The 16,530-nt window shown below is 73.9% G+C and carries 15 protein-coding genes and 1 pseudogene; 3 read left to right on the top strand and 13 right to left on the bottom strand.

Going from position 1 to position 16,530, the window contains the following annotated elements; genetic code table 11:
* The 8 genes and pseudogenes from PV364_RS22855 to infC all read right to left on the bottom strand — a co-directional run.
* A pseudogene (locus PV364_RS22855) lies at nt 1–271 on the bottom strand (hypothetical protein); the annotation flags it as partial.
* A gap of 782 nt (nt 272–1,053) precedes the next feature.
* Nucleotides 1,054–3,558, bottom strand: a complete 2,505-nt coding sequence (gene pheT, locus PV364_RS22850) for a phenylalanine--tRNA ligase subunit beta (RefSeq protein ID WP_319662043.1) — start codon at nt 3,556–3,558, stop codon at nt 1,054–1,056.
* The gene (gene pheS, locus PV364_RS22845) at nt 3,558–4,691 is read right to left on the bottom strand and encodes a phenylalanine--tRNA ligase subunit alpha (protein WP_319662042.1); all 1,134 of its coding nucleotides are present in this window, start codon (nt 4,689–4,691) and stop codon (nt 3,558–3,560) included. Before pheS ends, pheT begins: the two co-directional genes overlap by 1 nt.
* A gap of 134 nt (nt 4,692–4,825) precedes the next feature.
* On the bottom strand, nt 4,826–5,962 hold the full coding sequence (locus tag PV364_RS22840) for an ATP-binding protein (RefSeq protein WP_319662041.1): 1,137 nt from the start codon (nt 5,960–5,962) through the stop codon (nt 4,826–4,828).
* A gap of 44 nt (nt 5,963–6,006) precedes the next feature.
* Entirely contained in the window at nt 6,007–6,840 is an 834-nt protein-coding gene (locus PV364_RS22835) for an RNA methyltransferase (RefSeq protein WP_319662040.1), read from the bottom strand.
* A gap of 117 nt (nt 6,841–6,957) precedes the next feature.
* Nucleotides 6,958–7,341: a 50S ribosomal protein L20 gene (gene rplT / locus PV364_RS22830; protein ID WP_018564305.1), complete on the bottom strand. Its 384-nt coding sequence runs from the start codon at nt 7,339–7,341 to the stop codon at nt 6,958–6,960.
* A 100-nt stretch (nt 7,342–7,441) separates the two neighbouring features.
* The gene (gene rpmI / locus PV364_RS22825) at nt 7,442–7,636 is read right to left on the bottom strand and encodes a 50S ribosomal protein L35 (RefSeq protein WP_319662038.1); all 195 of its coding nucleotides are present in this window, start codon (nt 7,634–7,636) and stop codon (nt 7,442–7,444) included.
* A 129-nt stretch (nt 7,637–7,765) separates the two neighbouring features.
* Nucleotides 7,766–8,425, bottom strand: coding sequence for a translation initiation factor IF-3 (infC, locus tag PV364_RS22820; protein WP_319662058.1), 660 nt, complete (start codon nt 8,423–8,425; stop codon nt 7,766–7,768).
* Between the two features lie 403 nt (nt 8,426–8,828).
* Between infC and PV364_RS22815 the strand changes: the two genes are divergently transcribed.
* On the top strand, nt 8,829–9,206 hold the full coding sequence (locus PV364_RS22815) for a DUF1844 domain-containing protein (RefSeq protein WP_319662037.1): 378 nt from the start codon (nt 8,829–8,831) through the stop codon (nt 9,204–9,206).
* 51 nt (nt 9,207–9,257) lie between these two features.
* Here the strand turns inward: PV364_RS22815 and PV364_RS22810 are convergent, their stop codons facing one another.
* The gene (locus tag PV364_RS22810; protein WP_319662036.1) at nt 9,258–9,992 is read right to left on the bottom strand and encodes an SseB family protein; all 735 of its coding nucleotides are present in this window, start codon (nt 9,990–9,992) and stop codon (nt 9,258–9,260) included.
* A 95-nt stretch (nt 9,993–10,087) separates the two neighbouring features.
* On the opposite strand from PV364_RS22810, the gene PV364_RS22805 reads away from it, so the two are divergent.
* Nucleotides 10,088–11,101 carry a serine hydrolase gene (locus tag PV364_RS22805; RefSeq protein WP_319662035.1) on the top strand — a complete coding sequence of 338 codons (1,014 nt, stop codon included), beginning with the start codon at nt 10,088–10,090 and terminating at the stop codon, nt 11,099–11,101.
* Here the strand turns inward: PV364_RS22805 and mycP are convergent.
* Together mycP and PV364_RS22795 are read right to left on the bottom strand one after the other, a co-directional pair.
* A complete protein-coding gene (gene mycP / locus PV364_RS22800) occupies nt 11,067–12,278 on the bottom strand; it encodes a type VII secretion-associated serine protease mycosin (RefSeq protein ID WP_319662034.1) in 1,212 nt (403 codons plus the stop codon). The two genes, PV364_RS22805 and mycP, sit on opposite strands and share 35 nt — an antisense overlap.
* A complete protein-coding gene (locus PV364_RS22795) occupies nt 12,275–13,294 on the bottom strand; it encodes a hypothetical protein (protein WP_319662033.1) in 1,020 nt (339 codons plus the stop codon). Before PV364_RS22795 ends, mycP begins: the two co-directional genes overlap by 4 nt.
* A 148-nt stretch (nt 13,295–13,442) precedes the next feature.
* Here PV364_RS22795 and PV364_RS22790 point away from each other — a divergent pair, with 148 nt between their 5' ends.
* Nucleotides 13,443–14,645, top strand: coding sequence for an amino acid deaminase/aldolase (locus PV364_RS22790; protein ID WP_319662032.1), 1,203 nt, complete (start codon nt 13,443–13,445; stop codon nt 14,643–14,645).
* Between the two features lie 76 nt (nt 14,646–14,721).
* Here PV364_RS22790 and PV364_RS22785 read toward each other — a convergent pair whose 3' ends face one another.
* Nucleotides 14,722–15,666, bottom strand: a complete 945-nt coding sequence (locus PV364_RS22785) for a DUF2510 domain-containing protein (RefSeq protein ID WP_319662057.1) — start codon at nt 15,664–15,666, stop codon at nt 14,722–14,724.
* A 72-nt stretch (nt 15,667–15,738) separates the two neighbouring features.
* Entirely contained in the window at nt 15,739–16,527 is a 789-nt protein-coding gene (locus PV364_RS22780; RefSeq protein ID WP_319662031.1) for a 3-oxoacyl-ACP reductase, read from the bottom strand.
* Nucleotides 16,528–16,530: the final 3 nt, after the last annotated feature.

The raw sequence follows: 16,530 nt of genomic DNA, 5'->3' as shown, positions 1-16,530 counted from the left end.
CCGCCACCGCGGCGCCGGGCCGCGGCCGGCCCGCTCCCGGTACGAAGAGCGCGGCCACCGCCAGCCCGCCGTGCACCGCGACGCAGCGCCGCCGCCCCGTGCCGGCGCAGGCGAGGGCGGGCGCCGCCGCGACACCGGGGATCCACTCGTCACCACCGGGCACCCCGCACGCCAGCCCCAGCACGGCGGCCACCCACGCACCGGGCCACGCCAGTAACAGCCACCCCCGCACCCGGCCCGTCATCGCCATGGCCACCCTGGGTCCGATCATGCCGCCGGGCTCCCCCTCGCAGCCGTCGCTCCCGCGTCGAGCGGGGCTGGTTCGCCCACGATTCTGTCGACCGGCCGGCCGGGTTCCACCCCCTCTCCGGCCAGTTCACCCGATCGTGCGACGTGACCCTTATGTGGCTGGATCGGGGGTATTGGAGTGATCGCCCCCGCCCCATGTGCCCCATCCCGCCCGCATACGCCCGCATTCACGCGCGGCGCGCCCCCCGTCGCCGCCGGCCGCGACGGCGACGGGACGTCAGGGGCGGCGGGCGGCCTCCTCCGCGGTCGCGGGCGCGAAGGCGCGGCGAGTACGGCGCGTACGCGCTCGGGTGACGCACTCGGGGGCCCGTCGCCGGGGCGCCTCGGCGACCGCGGCGGCGTCGCCTCGCGCAGCACGCCGCGAGCGGCGCGTTCCGCGGCACGAAGGCGGCGACGCCCGCCGCGCGTCTCCGCCGTGTCCACCGGCGTCATGCCCAGGTCCAGGCCCAGCCGCAGTGCGGCGATCCCCGGGTCGTCCCCCACGAACCAGGTGCCCTGCCTGAGCCCCCGCCGTCCCGGCACGAGAACCGAACGCTCCACCGAAACGTCCGAGCAGACGCACCGCACGGGCGGCCGGGTCATGCGCGGCACGCGGGGTGGGGTGGCCCCGGGGTGCGCACGGCCGCGGTCGACGTGCGACGGCTCCGCGACCGGGCGCCGGACCGCAGGGCGCGCGCATGCGCGCGCGGGGCGCCTCCGGGGGTCCGGGGGCGCCCCGCGCGGGGCCGGGCGGCGGTGTCGGGCCTACGCGCCGCGCAGGGTGGCGCCGGTGCGCTCGGCCGCGACGGCGACAGCGGCGTCGCGGGCCGCGGAGGCCTCCTCCGCGGTCAGCGTGCGGTCGGGGGCACGGAAGCGCAGCGAGTACGCGAGCGACTTCTTGCCCGCACCGATCTGGTCCCCGGTGAAGACGTCGAACAGCCGCAGCGCCTCCAGGAGCCCGCCGGCGCCGGACCGCAGGGCGGCCTCGACCTCGGCCGCCGGGACCGAGGCGTCCACGACGAGCGCGACGTCCTGGGTGGCCACCGGGAAGGTGGACACCGTGGGGGCCGCCACGACGCCCGCCGAGGCGCGCTCCAGGCGGTCCAGGTCCAGCTCCATGGCGGCGGTCCCCTCGGGCAGGTGCATCGCCTTGATGACCCGGGGGTGCAGCTCGCCCGCGTTGCCGACGAGCACTTCCTCGCCGTCCACGACGGCCAGCAGCGCCGCGCAGCGGCCCGGGTGGAACGGGGCGTGCCGGTCCTGGCGGACGATCAGCTCGACCCCGGCCTCGCGGGAGACGACCCGCCCGGCCTCGACGGCGTCGGCCCAGGTCGCGGGACGGCCCTGGCCCCACCAGCCGGACTGCTCGCGCGCGCCCGACAGGACGACGGCCACCCGGCGGGGCTGCCGCGGGAGGGCGGCGTCGAGCGCGGCGATCTCGGCGTCGGTGGGACGCCGGTCGACCGGCAGCCGCGGCGGCGCGGGCTCCTCGCCGCTGGGGCGGAAGACCAGACCGGTCTCGAAGAGCGCGAGGTCGTGCGCGCCGCGCCCCACGTTGCGGCGCAGCGCGCCGAGCAGGCCGGGGAGCATGGTCGTGCGGAGCGCGGGCTCCTCGTCCGACAGCGGGTTGGCGAGCCGCACCGTGATGCGGCGCGGGTCGTCCGCGTCCAGGCCGAGCTGGTCGAAGACGCCCTCACCCAGGAACGGGTAGTTCTGCACCTCGACGTAGCCCGCGCCGGCCAGCGCACGGCCGACCCGGCGGCGCAGCTTCTGCGACTCGGTCAGCCCGCGGCCGGACGGCAGGTGCGGCAGCGTGGAGGGCAGGTTCTCGTAGCCCTCCAGCCGGATGACCTCCTCGGCGAGGTCGTTGGGGTCGCGCAGGTCGGGACGCCAGGACGGCACGGTGACGATCAGCTCGTCGGACCCGTACACGTCGCAGCCGACCTGCTGCAGCCGGCGCACGACGGTCTCGCGGCCGTACTCCATGCCCGCCACCTTGTCCGGGTGGTCGGCCGGGATGCTGATGGTGTGCGGGGCGGAGGGCGCGGTGATCTCGGTGACGCCGGCCTCGGCGGTGCCGCCCGCGAGCAGCACCAGCAGATCGACCGTGCGCTGCGCCGCGGCGGACGCGGCCTGCGGGTCCACACCGCGCTCGAAGCGCTTGGACGCCTCGGAGGACAGCTTGTGGCGGCGCGCGGTACGGGCGATGGCGACCGGGTCGAAGTGCGCGGCCTCGATGACGACGTCCGTCGTCGTGGCGCCGGTCTCGTCGATCTCGGTGTTGGCGCCGCCCATGACACCGGCCAGGCCGATCGGCCCGCGGTTGTCGGTGATGACCAGGTCCTCGGGGTCCAGCACCCGGACCTGGCCGTCGAGCGTCGTCAGCTTCTCGCCGGGCTGCGCCCGGCGCACGCCGATCGCGCCCTCGACGCGGTGCCGGTCGTACGCGTGCAGGGGCTGGCCCAGCTCCAGCATCACGTAGTTGGTGACGTCGACCGCGAGCGAGATCGGCCGCATGCCGGCCTTCTGCAGGCGGCGCTGGAGCCACACCGGCGAAGCGGCCTCCGGGTCCAGCCCGGTGACGGTGCGCGCGGTGAAGCGGTCGCAGCCGGCGGGGTCGGCGATCCGCACCTCGTAGCCGTGCGCGTTGGGGCCGGGCACGTCGAGCAGCGCCGGGTCACGCAGCGGCAGGCCGTAGGCGATGGCCGCCTCACGGGCGACGCCGCGCATCGACAGGCAGTAGCCGCGGTCGGGGGTGACCGCGATGTCCAGCACCTCGTCGACGAGCTCCAGCAGCTCGATCGCGTCGGTGCCGGCCTCGTGCTCCGGCGGCAGCACGATGATGCCGTGCGAGCCGTCGTCCCCCATGCCCAGCTCGGCACCCGAGCAGATCATGCCGTGCGACGTGCGGCCGTAGGTCTTGCGCGCGGAGATCTCGAAGTTCCCGGGCAGCACGCCGCCGGGGAGGATGACGACGACCTTGTCGCCGACGGCGAAGTTGCTCGCGCCGCAGACGATCTCCTGCGGCTCGCCGGTGCCGTTGGCGATGCCGACGTCGACGGTGCAGAAGCGGATCGGCTTCTTGAAACCGGTCAGCTCCTCGATGGTGAGCACCTTGCCGACCACCAGCGGGCCCTTGAGCCCGGCGCCGAGCTGCTCGACGGTCTCGACCTCGAGGCCGGCGGAAATGAGCTTGGCCTGGACGTCGCGGCCGGACTCGCCGGCGGGCAGGTCGACGTACTCCCGCAGCCAAGAAAGCGGGACCCGCATCAGATCTCCATCCCGAACGGAAGGGTGAAGCGCACGTCACCCTCGACGATGTCTCGCATGTCCTCGACGTTGTGACGGAACATCAGCATGCGCTCGATGCCGAAGCCGAAGGCGAAGCCGCTGTACTTCTGCGGGTCGACGCCGCAGGCGGTGAGCACCCGCGGGTTGACCATGCCGCAGCCGCCGAGCTCGATCCAGCCCTCGCTGCCGCAGGTGCGGCAGGGCCGGTCCGGGTTGCCGACGGACTCGCCGCGGCAGACGTAGCAGACCATGTCCATCTCGGCGGACGGCTCGGTGAAGGGGAAGTAGTTCGGGCGGAGCCGGGTCGTGATGTCCGCGCCGAACAGCGACTGCACCATGTGGTCGAGGGTGCCCTTGAGGTCGGCCATGGTCAGGCCCTCGTCGACGGCGAGCAGCTCGACCTGGTTGAAGACCGGGGTGTGCGTCGCGTCGAGCTCGTCGGAGCGGTACACCCGGCCGGGGCAGATCACGTAGACCGGCGCCTCACGGCCGAGCAGCGAGCGGATCTGCACCGGGGAGGTGTGCGTGCGCAGCACGACACCGCTCTCCTGCGGGTCGGACCCGGCCGGCTTGTCGCCCTCGACGAAGAAGGTGTCCTGCATCGTCCGGGCCGGGTGGTCCGCCCAGATGTTCAGGGCGTCGAAGTTGAACCACTCGGTCTCGACCTCGGGGCCCTCGGCCACCTCGTAGCCCATGGCCACGAAGATGTCCTCGATCCGCTCGGAGAGGGTGGTCAGCGGGTGCCGGGCGCCGCGCGGGGTGCGGTCGTAGGGCAGCGTGACGTCCACCGCCTCCTCGACCAGCACGCGCTCGTCGCGCTCGTTCTCCAGCACCTCCTGGCGGGCCTTGAGCGCCTGGTTGACCGCACCGCGGGCCTGGCCGACGCGCTTGCCGGCCTCCGCCTTGGCGTGCGGCGGCAGCGCGCCGATCTCACGGTTGGCCAGGGCGAGCGGCGAGCGGTCCCCGGTGTGCGCCACCTTGACCTCGCGCAGCGCGTCGAGGTCTGCGGCTTCGGCGATCGCGGCGAGCGCCTCGTCACGCCGGCGCTCGATCTGTTCCGGTTTCAGTGCCTCGACCTCGACAGGGTCGTACGACTTGTTCGGTGCCGACATTTCTTCCCGTTCCGATGTGGGTGATGGCGTGGCCGACCTGCCTGCCCGACCGCTGAATGCCAAGGGTCGAGTCTATCGGGGCCACGGGGAAAGGCTGGTCACGCCCGTCGGGGCCGGTGGAATACCACGCTCGCTCAGGCCATGAAGGCCGGCGCCCCGACGGGCAGGATAAATCGGAACTGGGCGCCCTTGCCGGGCGCGCGGCCCACGATGATGGTGCCGCCGTGGGCCTCGACGATGCCCTTGACGATGTACAGCCCCAGGCCCGTGCCGCCGCGCTTGCTGCCCCGCCAGAAGCGGGTGAAGACGCGGTTCATGGATTCCTCCGGGATGCCTGGCCCCTCGTCGCTGACGGACACCGCCGTGCCGGCCTGGTCCCGCTCGCGGGAGGAGTCCGCCGGACGGGGAGCCGCGGATACGTCAATGGTGACAGTACCCTCGCCGTGGCGCACGGCGTTTTCCAGCAGGTTGCCGAGGATCTGGTCGACCTTGTCGGGGTCGGCCCACAGTTCCGGGAGTGGTTCGGCCACCCGGACGAGGAAGCGGTCGGACGACTCCCCGGCGGCGACGAGCGCGTCCACATGGCGCCGGATCGCGGCGACCATGTCGACCCGCTGCCGGCGCACCTCCAGCCGGCCGGAGTCGATACGGGAGATGTCGAGCAGCTCGGCGATCAGCCGGGTGACGCGGTTGGCGTCGGCGTCGACGGTCTCCAGCATCAGTTTCTTCTGGTCCTCGGTGAACCGTTCCCACTTCGCGAGCAGGGTGGCGGTGAACCCTTTGACCGAGGTGAGCGGGGAGCGCAGTTCGTGCGCGACGGTGGCGATCAGTTCGGCGTGGCTGCGCTCGGTGCGCCGCCGGGCCTCGGTGCCGCGCAGCGCGACGACCAGCCGGCGCACCGGTCCTGTGGGGTGGTCGCGGACGTAGCGGGCGGAGACCAGCACCTCGCGGCCGCCGGGCAGCAGCAGGTTGCGCTCGGGCTGTCCGGTGCGGGTGGCCAGTCCCCCGTACGGCTGGGTGAGCTGCCACCAGCGGCGGCCGTCCAGGTCCTCCAGGGGCAGCGCCTGCTCGATGGGGAGGCCGAGCACCCGGGCGGGGTCGAGCGCGGTGATGCGGGCGGCGGCGGCGTTGAAACAGACCACCAGGCCGCGCTCGTCGGCGACGACGAGGCCGTCGGGCAGTTCGTCGGTCGTGATGCCGAACTCGGTCAGAACTGCGGTCCAGGCCGGCCGCGCGCGCGGCTCGGTTCCGTCGGTGGTCCTGACGTCCATCCCCGCAACCCCCTCTCCAGGGCGGTCCCCGGGGCGCCACCCTACTAGCTCATCGTCACCGTGCGGCACCCTCCGGGAGCACGCTGCGCCCGGGCGGAGGCGTAGAGGCACACGGCGGCGGCCGTCGCGAGGTTGAGGCTCTCGGCGCGGCCGTGGATGGGGACGCGCACCACCTCGTCCGCGAGTGCGCGGGTCTCCTCCGGCAGGCCCCACGCCTCGTTGCCGAAGATCCAGGCGGTGGGGCCGCCCATCGTGCCCTCGTCCAGCTCGGTGTCGAGGTCGCGCTCCCCCGCGCCGTCGGCGGCCAGCAGCCGCACACCGGCCCCGCGCAGTCCGCCGACCACCGTCTCCATGGGGACGCCGACCGCCACGGGCAGATGGAACAGGCTCCCGACGGAGGCGCGCACGGCCTTGGGGTTGTAGAGGTCCACCGAGGCGTCGGTCAGCACGACCGCGTCGGCCCCGGCCGCGTCGGCGCAGCGCAGCACGGTGCCCGCGTTGCCGGGGTCGCGCACATGGGCGAGCACGGCGACCAGCCGCGGCCGGGCACGCAGGATCTCCTCGAACGGGGTGTCCAGGAAGCGGCAGAGGCCGACGACGCCCTGCGGGGTGACGGTGTCCGACATCTCGGCGACGACCTCGTCGGTCGCGGTGAACACCGGCACGCCGGCGGCCCGGGCGGCGGCGACGATGCCGGCGTGCCGCTCCGCGGCCTCGGGGGTGACGTAGACCTCGACGAGGTGGGCCATGGCCTCGCGCACGGCCTGCGGCCCCTCGGCCAGGAAGCGGCGCTCCTTGCCGCGGAAGCTGCGCTTGGCGAGGCGGCGGGCCGCGACGACACGCGGGGATCGCAGGGATGTCAGCTCGGGGCCGGCCATGGGGGTGCACTCACTTCGGTCGGGTCTGGCGGGCTTGCGGGGGCGGACGGCGACGCCGCCCCGGAACACACCTCGGACCCGCAGGCACGCGGCCTGCGGGTCCGGAAGAGCGTGGGGTCAGGCCGCCTTCGGGGCGTTGACGTCGCTCGGCAGGGCCTTCTGGGCCACCTCGACCAGCGCGGCGAACGCGTTGGCGTCGTTGACGGCCAGCTCCGCGAGGATCTTGCGGTCCACCTCGACGTTGGCGGCCTTCAGACCCTGGATGAAGCGGTTGTAGGTGATGCCGTTGGCGCGGGCAGCGGCGTTGATGCGCTGGATCCACAGCTGACGGAAGTCGCCCTTGCGCTTCTTGCGGTCGTTGTAGTTGTAGACGAGGGAGTGGGTGACCTGCTCCTTCGCCTTGCGGTACAGGCGGGAACGCTGGCCGCGGTAACCGCTGGCCTGCTCGAGGATCGCCCGGCGCTTCTTCTGGGCGTTGACTGCCCGCTTGACGCGTGCCACTTGATAACTCCTTTTGAGGGACCGCGGAAGTCGTCACACGGTCCGAAAGCGAATGGGTCCCGGTCCAGCAGCGCGCCCCCTGGTCGAAGGGGGCGGGCCGTCACTTGCCGAGAAGCTTCTTGATCTTCTTGGCGTCGGGCTTGGCCAGGACGACCGTGCCGGTCAGGGCGCGGGTCTTCGATGACGGCTTGTGCTCAAGCAGGTGGCGCTTGCCGGCGCGCTCGCGGATCACCTTGCCGGAGCCGGTGATCTTGAATCGCTTGCTCGCACCGCTGTGGGTCTTGTTCTTCGGCATGCGCCGTAGTCTCCTCGTCGCTGGCCCTCCCGCCCGCCCGGGGGCGGACGGAGAGCGTCAGTCCTTCATTCCTTGCCCGGAGCGGTGCTCCGGGCCCTGGCATCGCCGCCGGACACCGGTCCGGTGGCGTCAGTTGGCGTCGGCGGGAGCGTCCTGCTGGTGCTCCTGCTGCTCACCGTGCTCGTCGTCGGGGTCGAACTCGTCGTCCGGGTTGCCCGGCAGGCGACCGGCCTTGCGGGCGGCCTGCGCCTCGCGGGCCTCGGCCATCGCCTCGGTCTTCTTCTTGTGCGGACCGAGGACCATGATCATGTTGCGGCCGTCCTGCTTGGGCGAGGACTCCACGAAGCCCAGGTCCTGGACGTCGTCCGCGAGCCGCTGCAGCAGTCGGAAGCCCAGTTCCGGGCGCGACTGCTCACGACCGCGGAACATGATCGTGATCTTGACCTTGTCGCCCTGCTTGAGGAACCGGACGACGTGACCCTTTTTGGTGTCGTAGTCGTGCGGATCGATCTTCGGCCGGAGCTTCATCTCCTTGATGACCGTGTGCGCCTGGTTCTTGCGCGCCTCACGGGCCTTCATGGCCGACTCGTATTTGAACTTGCCGTAGTCCATGAGCTTGCAGACCGGCGGGCGTGCGTTCGCCGCCACCTCGACCAGGTCGAGGTCGTACTCCTGCGCAAGCTCCAGTGCCTTGGCAAGCGGCACGATGCCGACCTGCTCGCCACTGGGACCGACGAGTCGCACCTCGGGGACGCGAATCCGGTCGTTGATGCGGGGCTCGGCGCTGATGGGGCCTCCTCGGTAGCACCACGCGACTGACTGGCCGACAGCCGCGTAACATCTGTGTCGTTGGTTCCGCCCGGAAGAGGGCGCAAAAAACGCCCCTAACGGGTCACAGGCGGGCTCCTCACAACCGGGAGCACCGCCGCGGTATTCCCCGCGGGGCGCGTCGGGCACCGCGTCCTCGTCGAGGACGCGTCACCTGACCGGTGACCCGCCGGCCTCCAGGGCCGGCAAGGTGGGAGATCGGAGCTCCACTTGTGGGCTGACGGTCCTCCGCGTCCATGGGCTCCACTGGATGGTGCTTCGTGGGCCGTGCGTCGACGGAGGGGTGTACAGCCGGTCAATCGTCAAGCATACCAGCGATCGACCGCAGACCGTAATCGGACGACGTGGGCCTATCGTGTGAGGCATGAGTGACGCCACCTCCCAGCACGAGTCCCCCTCCGCCGACCGCCCCGACTTCGACACGATGACCCGCGACATCGCGGACGTCCCCGCGGTCGAGGTGATCACGACGGTCGCGGTGCACCTGATGAGCGCGGCGGCGGTGAACCTCGGCCTCGCGGAGGAGGGCGACCAGCACAAGGACCTCGACGAGGCGCGCAAGCTGATCACCGCCCTGGCCGGGCTGATCACCGCCGGCGCCCCCGAGATCGGCTCCTACCACGCCGCCCCGCTGCGGGATGGCCTGAAGTCCCTGCAGCTCGCGTTCCGCGAGGCCTCCACCGTCCCGGACGCCCCGGGCGAGGGCCCCGGCGAGAAGTTCACCGGGCCCGTCCACGGCTAGTAGCGGACGTACGGTCCACCTGACGGCGCCGGCCCCATCGGGGCGGCGCCGTCAGCGCGTGAACAGGGGTTCGCCCGGCAGCGTCGCGCCGTCGGGCAGCAGCGCCAGTTCGATGCCGCGCACGAGCGCGCCGCGCAGCACCTCGTCGCCCGCCAGGGCGGCGGAGACGCGCTGCGCCACGCCGCGCACGTCGGCGGCGGGGCCCAGCACGATGCCCAGGGTGCCGTCCGAGCCGGCGGAGGGCACCATGTGGGCGCGGAGCACGTCGGGCTCACCGGCGACGGCCATGCGCAAAGCTTGGCGGACGGCCGGGTCGGCCAGCGGGTCCCCGCCGGCGCGGCCGGCGGCGACGGCCCGCAGCGCGGCGCCCGTCAGGGCGTAGGGGACGGGACCGGCCATGTCGACCAGGAGCGTGTCGGCCTTCTCGTGCGCCAGGGCCTGCAGGGCCTGACCCAGGGGCACGGCCACGGGCCGGGCGTCCGCGCGCCAGCGGGTCAGCGACGCGGTCGAGGTGAACGCGGGCAGGGCGCGGCGGCCGTCGGCGGTCTCGATCGTGGGCACGGCCATGTCGCTGGTCTTCTCCCGGCGCAGTCCCCCGGGTCCCTCCTCGACCTCGCCCAGGAGCGCGACGACCGGCACCAGCACACGGGCGCCGGGCAGGGCGGCGAGCACCTCGTCCTCCGCCGCCGGGTCGGCGCCGTACGCGGCGAGGGCGGCCGCCAGCCGGGGGTCGGCGGAGCCGTCGTCGTCGGGGAATCCGGAGTCCGGGATGTTCTTGAGGGCCACTCCCCGAGGGTAGCCGCAGGGCAAGAGGCGATTGTTACCGGTCCTTAATTCCCCTCTCATGGCACACGCATGTTCGGTCCTTAATTTTCCCGGGCATGGCCCCCGAGACATCCACGCCGTGGCGGCGCCGGCTCGCCGGACGCCTCGACCGCTCCCGCACGCCGTCCGACCCCGGGGGCGGACGCCCGCAGGGGATGGTGCGCGGGGTGGTGGCCGTCGCGGTCCTGACGGCCGCGGCGCTGCTCGCGGTGACGTACATATCCTCGGCACAGCGGCACGTGCGGGCCGCGCCGGTGTCCGCGCTGCCGGGGAAGGCGGCGCGGGACGTCGCGGCGGACGTGGTGTCCGGGGCATTGGAGAGGGAGCCGCGGGTGGACTTCGACAAGGCGGTCCGCACGGCGCTGGCGGGCGTCACCGGCGACCGCGACGCGCGGTACTCGGTCGCGATCGCGGACACAGCGTCGGGGAACAGCGCGGTGTACGGCCAGGGGGCATACGACACGGCGAGCATCGTCAAGGTGGACATCCTGGCGACGCTGCTGCTCCAGGCACAGGACGCCGGACGGCCGCTGACGGCGCACGAGCGGGCCCGGGCCGAGGTCATGATCGAGAACAGCGACAACGCGGCGGCCCTGGAGCTGTGGCACCGCATCGGCCGGGCCGCCGGTCTCGACGCCGCCAACAAGCGTCTGGGACTGACCGGGACGAGCGGCGGCAGCGGAGAGCTGTGGGGACTGACGCAGACCACTGCCGCGGACCAACTGACCCTGCTGCGGGCGGTGTTCGGCTCGAACGGAGTACTGGACGCGTCCTCGCGCGGCTACATACGCCGGCTGATGGGCCGGGTCTCGTCGGGCCAGGACTGGGGGGTGCCGAGCGCGGCCGACGGCGCCTTCGAGGTCAAGAACGGCTGGCTGCAACGGAGTACGACCTCGCTGTGGGACATCAACAGCATCGGCCGGATCACCTCGGGCGGTCGCACCTACCTGGTCGCCGTCGTCTCGCGCGGCAGCGCGACCCGGGCCGGGGGCATCGCCCTGGTCGAGGACGCCGCCAAGGCGGCGGTGGCGGCGTTCACCAAGGCTGCGGGCGGCTCCGCCGCGTCGTGAGACGGGGCCGCAGCCACAGGGCCGCGGCGAGAGCGAGCAGGGCGGCACCGCCGACGGCGAAGGCCGCCGCGATCCCGTCGCCGAAGGTGTGCCCGTCCGCGACCGGCGCGGCACGGGCCGCGTCGGGACCCGGGCCGAAGTACTGCCGCGGGTAGGCGGCGGGGCGCGGGGTGAGGCCCTCCGGCTCGAGGCGGGCCGCGGCCGCGAGGGCGGCCGCCGGATCCACCAGCCCGTAGCCGACCGCGTCGCTGCGCCCGCCGGGCGGTGCGTCCCGCGCGGTGTCCTCCAGCAGCCGTTTGACCTGGGCCGGACTCAGCTTCGGGTGGGCGGAGCGGATGAGCGCGGCGGTGCCGGACACGTAGGCGGAAGCGGTGCTGGTGCCCCAGCCCTCGTAGTAGCGGCGGTTGGGGTCGGCGATCACCACGTCGACACCGGGCGCGGAGACGGCCGCGTACCAGCGCCGGGTGGAGAACGCGGCGCGGGTGCCGTAGCGGTCGACGGCCGCGACGGCGATCACCCCCGGGTAGGCGGCCGGGTACGAGGCCCGGTTGCCCTGCTCGCCGCCGTTGCCCGCGGAGGCCACCACCACCACGCCCTTGCGCAGGGCGTACTGGATGGCGTCGTCCTCCTGGGCCTCGGGGTGCGCGGTGCGGCTGTCGTCGCCGAGGGAGAGGTTGATGACGTCGGCACCGTGGTCGGCGGCCCAGCGGATGCCCTCGGACAGCGCCCCGCCGCGGGTGGTGCGGGCCTTCTTGCGCTGCGGGTCCTTGTCCTCCAGTATCACGCGCACCGGAAGGATCCTGGCTTCCGGGGCGATGCCCATCACGCCGTCCGCGCCGTCGGGACCATGGCCGTGGCCTGCGATGATGCCCGCCATCCCGGTGCCGTGCCGGGCCCACGCGCTGTCCCCGCGGCCGTCGCCGAAGCCGATCAGGTCCTTGCCGGGCAGCACCTGTCCCGTCAGGTCGGGGTGCGAGTCGTCCACACCCGTGTCCAGCACGGCGACGGTGACCCCGCGGCCCTTCGTCGTCCGCCACGCGTCCTGCGCGTGCAGGGCGTCCAGTGCCCAGTCCGCGTCCCGTACCGCGTCCGCGTGCGCCGGGGCGACGGGGACGAAGGCGAGTCCGGCGGCCGCCACCACGCAGGCGGCCGTGCGCCGCAGCGCTCCGGCCCTCATCGGGCGCCTCCCGACGGGGACGCCGTCAGCGACCGCGCGGCGTGCCGCGCCCGGGTTCCGACGGCGTCGGCGAGGGCCTTGGCGTCGTGGCCGAGGCCGGCCTGCGCGGGGGCCGCGGTGGCGCCGTCGGCGACGGCGGACGCGACGGGCTGGGGGGCGCCGGTCTCGCGGCCGTCGGCGAAGCCGCTGACCGCGTACACGATCACGGGCAGGTCGGCGGCCACGTCCACCGTCCACGTGGCGCGCTGCTTGTCGCCGAAACCCGCCGACACCGTGCCGGGGAAGGCCACCGGACGGGGCATCAGATCGACGCGGGAGCCGAGGTGCTGGGCGGCCCAGCGGTCGTGGAGCCGGTGCATGGCCGGGGCGTCGGCCGAGGTGACCAGGAGTCCGACCGTCGTGACCGCGCCGGCCGAGGCGTCGGTGTAGGTGGCGCGGAGCAGCTTCACACAGCCGGCCGGTCGCAGCACCTTCGCCAGCAGCGGGTCGAAGGCCTCCGCGCAGCCGCTCGGCGGTGCCACGCCGATCCGGGTCCAGGTGCGGTCGGCGCCGCCGGGACCGGCGCCGCGGCCGTCCAGCACGGGCGGGAAGAGGGCGTCGACGGGCGTGCTGTGCCACAGGGCGCGGGCCTGCGCGAACTGCCGTGCGCCGACCTGCGCGGCGGTGGGCGCGGGTGCGGTGGGCTCGTGGTTGATCCACAGGCCGGCCGCGGCGCCGCCGAGCAGCCCCAGGCCGAGCACCAGGCACAGCGCGGCGGCGGCCGCGCGCGGCCGGGTCTGCGCCGCATGGGCGGGGACGCCCGGCGGGCGCGGCGGCGGGACGGCCGGAGGCACGGGCGCGGACCACGCGACGAGGGGCGATGGGCCGGGCTGCGGCGGCGCGGCGGCGCCGGGATAGGCGGCTCCGACGGGTCCGGCCGCGGCAGGCGGGGGCCAGGTGGCGGCGGTGGGGGGTATCGGGCGCGGTGACCAGCTCGGCCGGGGGGTGGTGCCCCCGCCGTCGAAACCGGTGCTCACCCGGTGCCCCCTCACGGCCGGTTCGGACACGGCCTGTTCGCGCATTGGACCTGCGGCGTCACTCTACTGGTCGCGGCGGGCCGGCGCGGTGGGAGTGAGGATCACTTGCCCCTACCGCTCGGTAGGGGCATTCTGGCAAGCTGCGCGCATGTCTGATCGCGCAGCAGACCGGGCCCGCTACGACCGGGCCACCGCCGACCTCGACGCGCCCGTGGCGGTCGTCGACCTCGAGGCGTTCGACGCCAACGCCGCCGACCTGGTACGACGTGCCGGGGGCAAGCCGATACGGGTGGCGTCGAAGTCCGTGCGCTGCCGGGCGCTGCTGGAGCGGGTGCTCGATCGCGAGGGCTTCGCGGGGATCATGTCGTTCACGCTGGCGGAGTCGGTGTGGCTGGCCCGCTCGGGCTTCGACGACATCCTGCTGGCCTACCCCTCCGCGGACCGCGCCGGCTACGCGGAACTGGCCTCCGACCCGAAGCTGGCGTCGGCCGTCACGGTCATGGTGGACGACGTGGCCCAGCTGGACCTGATCGACTCCTCCCGCGCGGGCGGTTCTGAGATCGTGCGGGTCTGCCTGGAGATGGACACCGCGCTGCGGATGCTGGGCGGCCGCGTCCGCGTCGGCGCGCTGCGCTCCCCGCTGCACCAGCCCGCCCAACTGGCCGCGCTGGCCGGCGAGGTGGCCCGGCGGCCCGGCTTCCGGCTGGTCGGGATCATGGCGTACGAGGGGCACGTGGCGGGAGTGGGCGACGCGATCGCGGGACGTCCGCTGCGCTCACGGGCGGTGCGGCTGATGCAGGCGCGGGCCCGCAAGGAGCTGGCGGCGCGCCGGGCCGCGGTCGTGCGGGCGGTGCGCGAGGTCGTACCGGGGCTGGAGTTCGTCAACGGCGGCGGCACGGGCAGTGTGCAGAGCACGGCGGCCGAGGACGCGGTGACGGAGATCGCGGCCGGTTCCGGGCTGTACGTGCCGCGGCTGTTCGACAACTACACCTCGTTCCGTGGCCGCCCGGCGGCGCTGTTCGCCCAGCCGGTCGTCCGGCGCCCGGGGGTCGGCGTCGTGACCGTGCTCGGCGGCGGCTACCCGGCCTCTGGCGCGGCCGGTGCGGACCGGCTGCCGGTGCCGTACCTGCCGGAGGGACTGCGCTACGACCCGCAGGAGGGACCCGGCGAGGTGCAGACGCCGCTGATCGGGGCGGCCGCGGACGATCTGCTGATCGGCGACAAGGTGTGGTTCCGGCACGCGAAGGCCGGCGAGCTGTGCGAGCGCTTCGACACGCTGAGCCTGGTGGAGGGCGACCGGGTCGTCGCGACGGTCCCGACCTATCGCGGCGAGGGCAAGACCTTCCTGTGAGGTCGCGGGCCCGCTTCCGTACGGCGCCGGGGCGCCGGCACGTACGGAAGCGGGGCGCGGACCGCGGGCGGATCGGTCAGATGCCCGTGCCGCCGCCGGAGCCGGCGGCCTTGATGCCCTGGACGATCTCGTCCATGACGGCGAGCTTCGGCGCCTTGTCGTTGATGTCGAAGCCGGAGCGGATCAGCACCAGCTTCGCGGGGTCCGACGGCGAGGGGAAGACCAGCGACTGGACGTAGCCGTCGTCGCCCTTCTTCGTGACGACCTTCCAGCGCACCAGGTAGCCCTGCCGGCCGGCGACCGTGACCTTCTGCGAGAGCAGTTTCGTGTGCGAGGTGATGCCGCCGTAGATCTTGCCGCCGTAGGACTCCTCGGCGTTGCCGGCGATGTCCTCCTTGGCCGCGGCCTCGGCGGTGGTGGACTTCAGCTGCACGGACGCGGCGGGCATGGAGAACACGCCGCCGCGCACGCAGGTGTTCGAGGCGTCGCCGGGGCAGGTGTACTCGCCCACGGTGAGCTGCGCGAGCCCGTACCGGCTCGTGCCGCCCGTCCAGCCGTCGGGGACGGGCAGGCTGATGCCGTCCACGGCGTCCAGGGCGAAGCCGGGGTCGCTCTTGGGCACGTTCGACGGGCCGTCCCCGGGGCCGCCGCCGAAGCCGCCGTCCGGGCCGTTGCCGCCGCGGTCGGGCCCCGGGGCCGTGACCGAGGGGCCGGGCCGGGCGGAGTCCGCGCCGCTGTCGCTGCCTCGGGTCAGGGCGGCGACGCCGCCGACCACCGCGCCGGCCACCACGACCGCGGCGACGACGGCGATCGCGACGAGGGCGCCGCGCCGCTTGCGCGGAGCGGCCGGGAAGCCCGCCGGGTACTGCGGATAGCCCGGCGCCCCGGCGCCGAACGCCGGGGCGGGCACCTGAGCGCCGCGGGTGTACTCGGTCCAGTCGGACCCGTCCCACCAGCGCTCGAGTGCCGGGCCGTTTCCTGTCTGCCCGGGCTCTGGGTACCAGCCGGGCGGGGTCGTCATGGTCACGGCGTCACCCTAAGGCCAGGACCTTAAGATTCCCGTCAGACCACCGGTCACGGAGCGATCACGCGACTACAGAGGGGTCACGTACGCCCCGGCGATGCCTCCGTCGACCAGGAACTCCGAGCCGGTGATGAACGACGCGTCGTCGCTGGCGAGGAAGGCGACGGCGGCCGCGATCTCCTCCGCCTCGGCAAAGCGCCCGACGGGGATGTGCACCAGGCGGCGGGCGGCGCGCTCCGGGTCCTTGGCGAACAGCTCCCGCAGCAGCGGGGTGTTCACCGGCCCCGGGCACAGGGCGTTGACCCGGATGCCCTCGCGGGCGAACTGCACGCCCAGTTCGCGCGACATCGCGAGCACGCCGCCCTTGGAGGCGGTGTACGAGATCTGCGAGGTCGCCGCCCCCATGACGGCCACGAAGCTCGCCGTGTTGATGATCGAGCCCTTGCCCTGCCGCTGCATGTAGGGCAGTGCCGCCTTGCAGCACAGGTAGACCGAGGTGAGGTTGACCTCCTGCACACGGCGCCAGGCGTCGATGCCGGTGGTGAGGATCGAGTCGTCGTCGGGGGGCGAGATGCCCGCGTTGTTGAAGGCGATGTCGACCGAGCCGTAGGTGTCGTACGCCGCCTGGAACAGCGCCTCGACCTGACCGGCGTCGGTGACGTCGACCTCGACGAAGAGGCCGCCGACCTCCTCGGCGGCCGCCTTGCCCGCGCTCTCGTCGATGTCGCCGCACACCACGTGGGCGCCCTCGGAGGCCAGCCGGCGCGCCGCGGCCAGGCCGATGCCGCTGCCGGCGCCGGTGACCACCGCCGTCCGGCCCACCAGGCGGCGGCACACCGCTGCTTCTGCTTGCGTCATTGC

It is taken from the genome of Streptomyces sp. MI02-7b (assembly GCF_033793585.1).
GTDB lineage: Bacteria > Actinomycetota > Actinomycetes > Streptomycetales > Streptomycetaceae > Actinacidiphila.
Note: the sequence above shows the minus strand (reverse complement) of the source record. Positions and strands in the feature narration are given on the sequence as shown.

Bases quoted from the DNA above. Each gene is read 5' to 3' on its own strand.
- pheT (WP_319662043.1), bottom strand. From the start codon at position 3,558: ATGCGGGTCCCGCTTTCTTGGCTGCGGGAGTACGTCGACCTGCCCGCC.
- PV364_RS22780 (WP_319662031.1), bottom strand. From the start codon at position 16,527: ATGACGCAAGCAGAAGCAGCGGTGTGCCGCCGCCTGGTGGGCCGGACG.
- PV364_RS22815 (WP_319662037.1), top strand. From the start codon at position 8,829: ATGAGTGACGCCACCTCCCAGCACGAGTCCCCCTCCGCCGACCGCCCC.
- rpmI (WP_319662038.1), bottom strand. From the start codon at position 7,636: ATGCCGAAGAACAAGACCCACAGCGGTGCGAGCAAGCGATTCAAGATC.
- PV364_RS22805 (WP_319662035.1), top strand. From the start codon at position 10,088: ATGGCCCCCGAGACATCCACGCCGTGGCGGCGCCGGCTCGCCGGACGC.
- pheS (WP_319662042.1), bottom strand. From the start codon at position 4,691: ATGTCGGCACCGAACAAGTCGTACGACCCTGTCGAGGTCGAGGCACTG.
- PV364_RS22785 (WP_319662057.1), bottom strand. From the start codon at position 15,666: ATGACGACCCCGCCCGGCTGGTACCCAGAGCCCGGGCAGACAGGAAAC.
- mycP (WP_319662034.1), bottom strand. From the start codon at position 12,278: ATGAGGGCCGGAGCGCTGCGGCGCACGGCCGCCTGCGTGGTGGCGGCC.
- PV364_RS22840 (WP_319662041.1), bottom strand. From the start codon at position 5,962: ATGGACGTCAGGACCACCGACGGAACCGAGCCGCGCGCGCGGCCGGCC.
- PV364_RS22835 (WP_319662040.1), bottom strand. From the start codon at position 6,840: ATGGCCGGCCCCGAGCTGACATCCCTGCGATCCCCGCGTGTCGTCGCG.
- PV364_RS22790 (WP_319662032.1), top strand. From the start codon at position 13,443: ATGTCTGATCGCGCAGCAGACCGGGCCCGCTACGACCGGGCCACCGCC.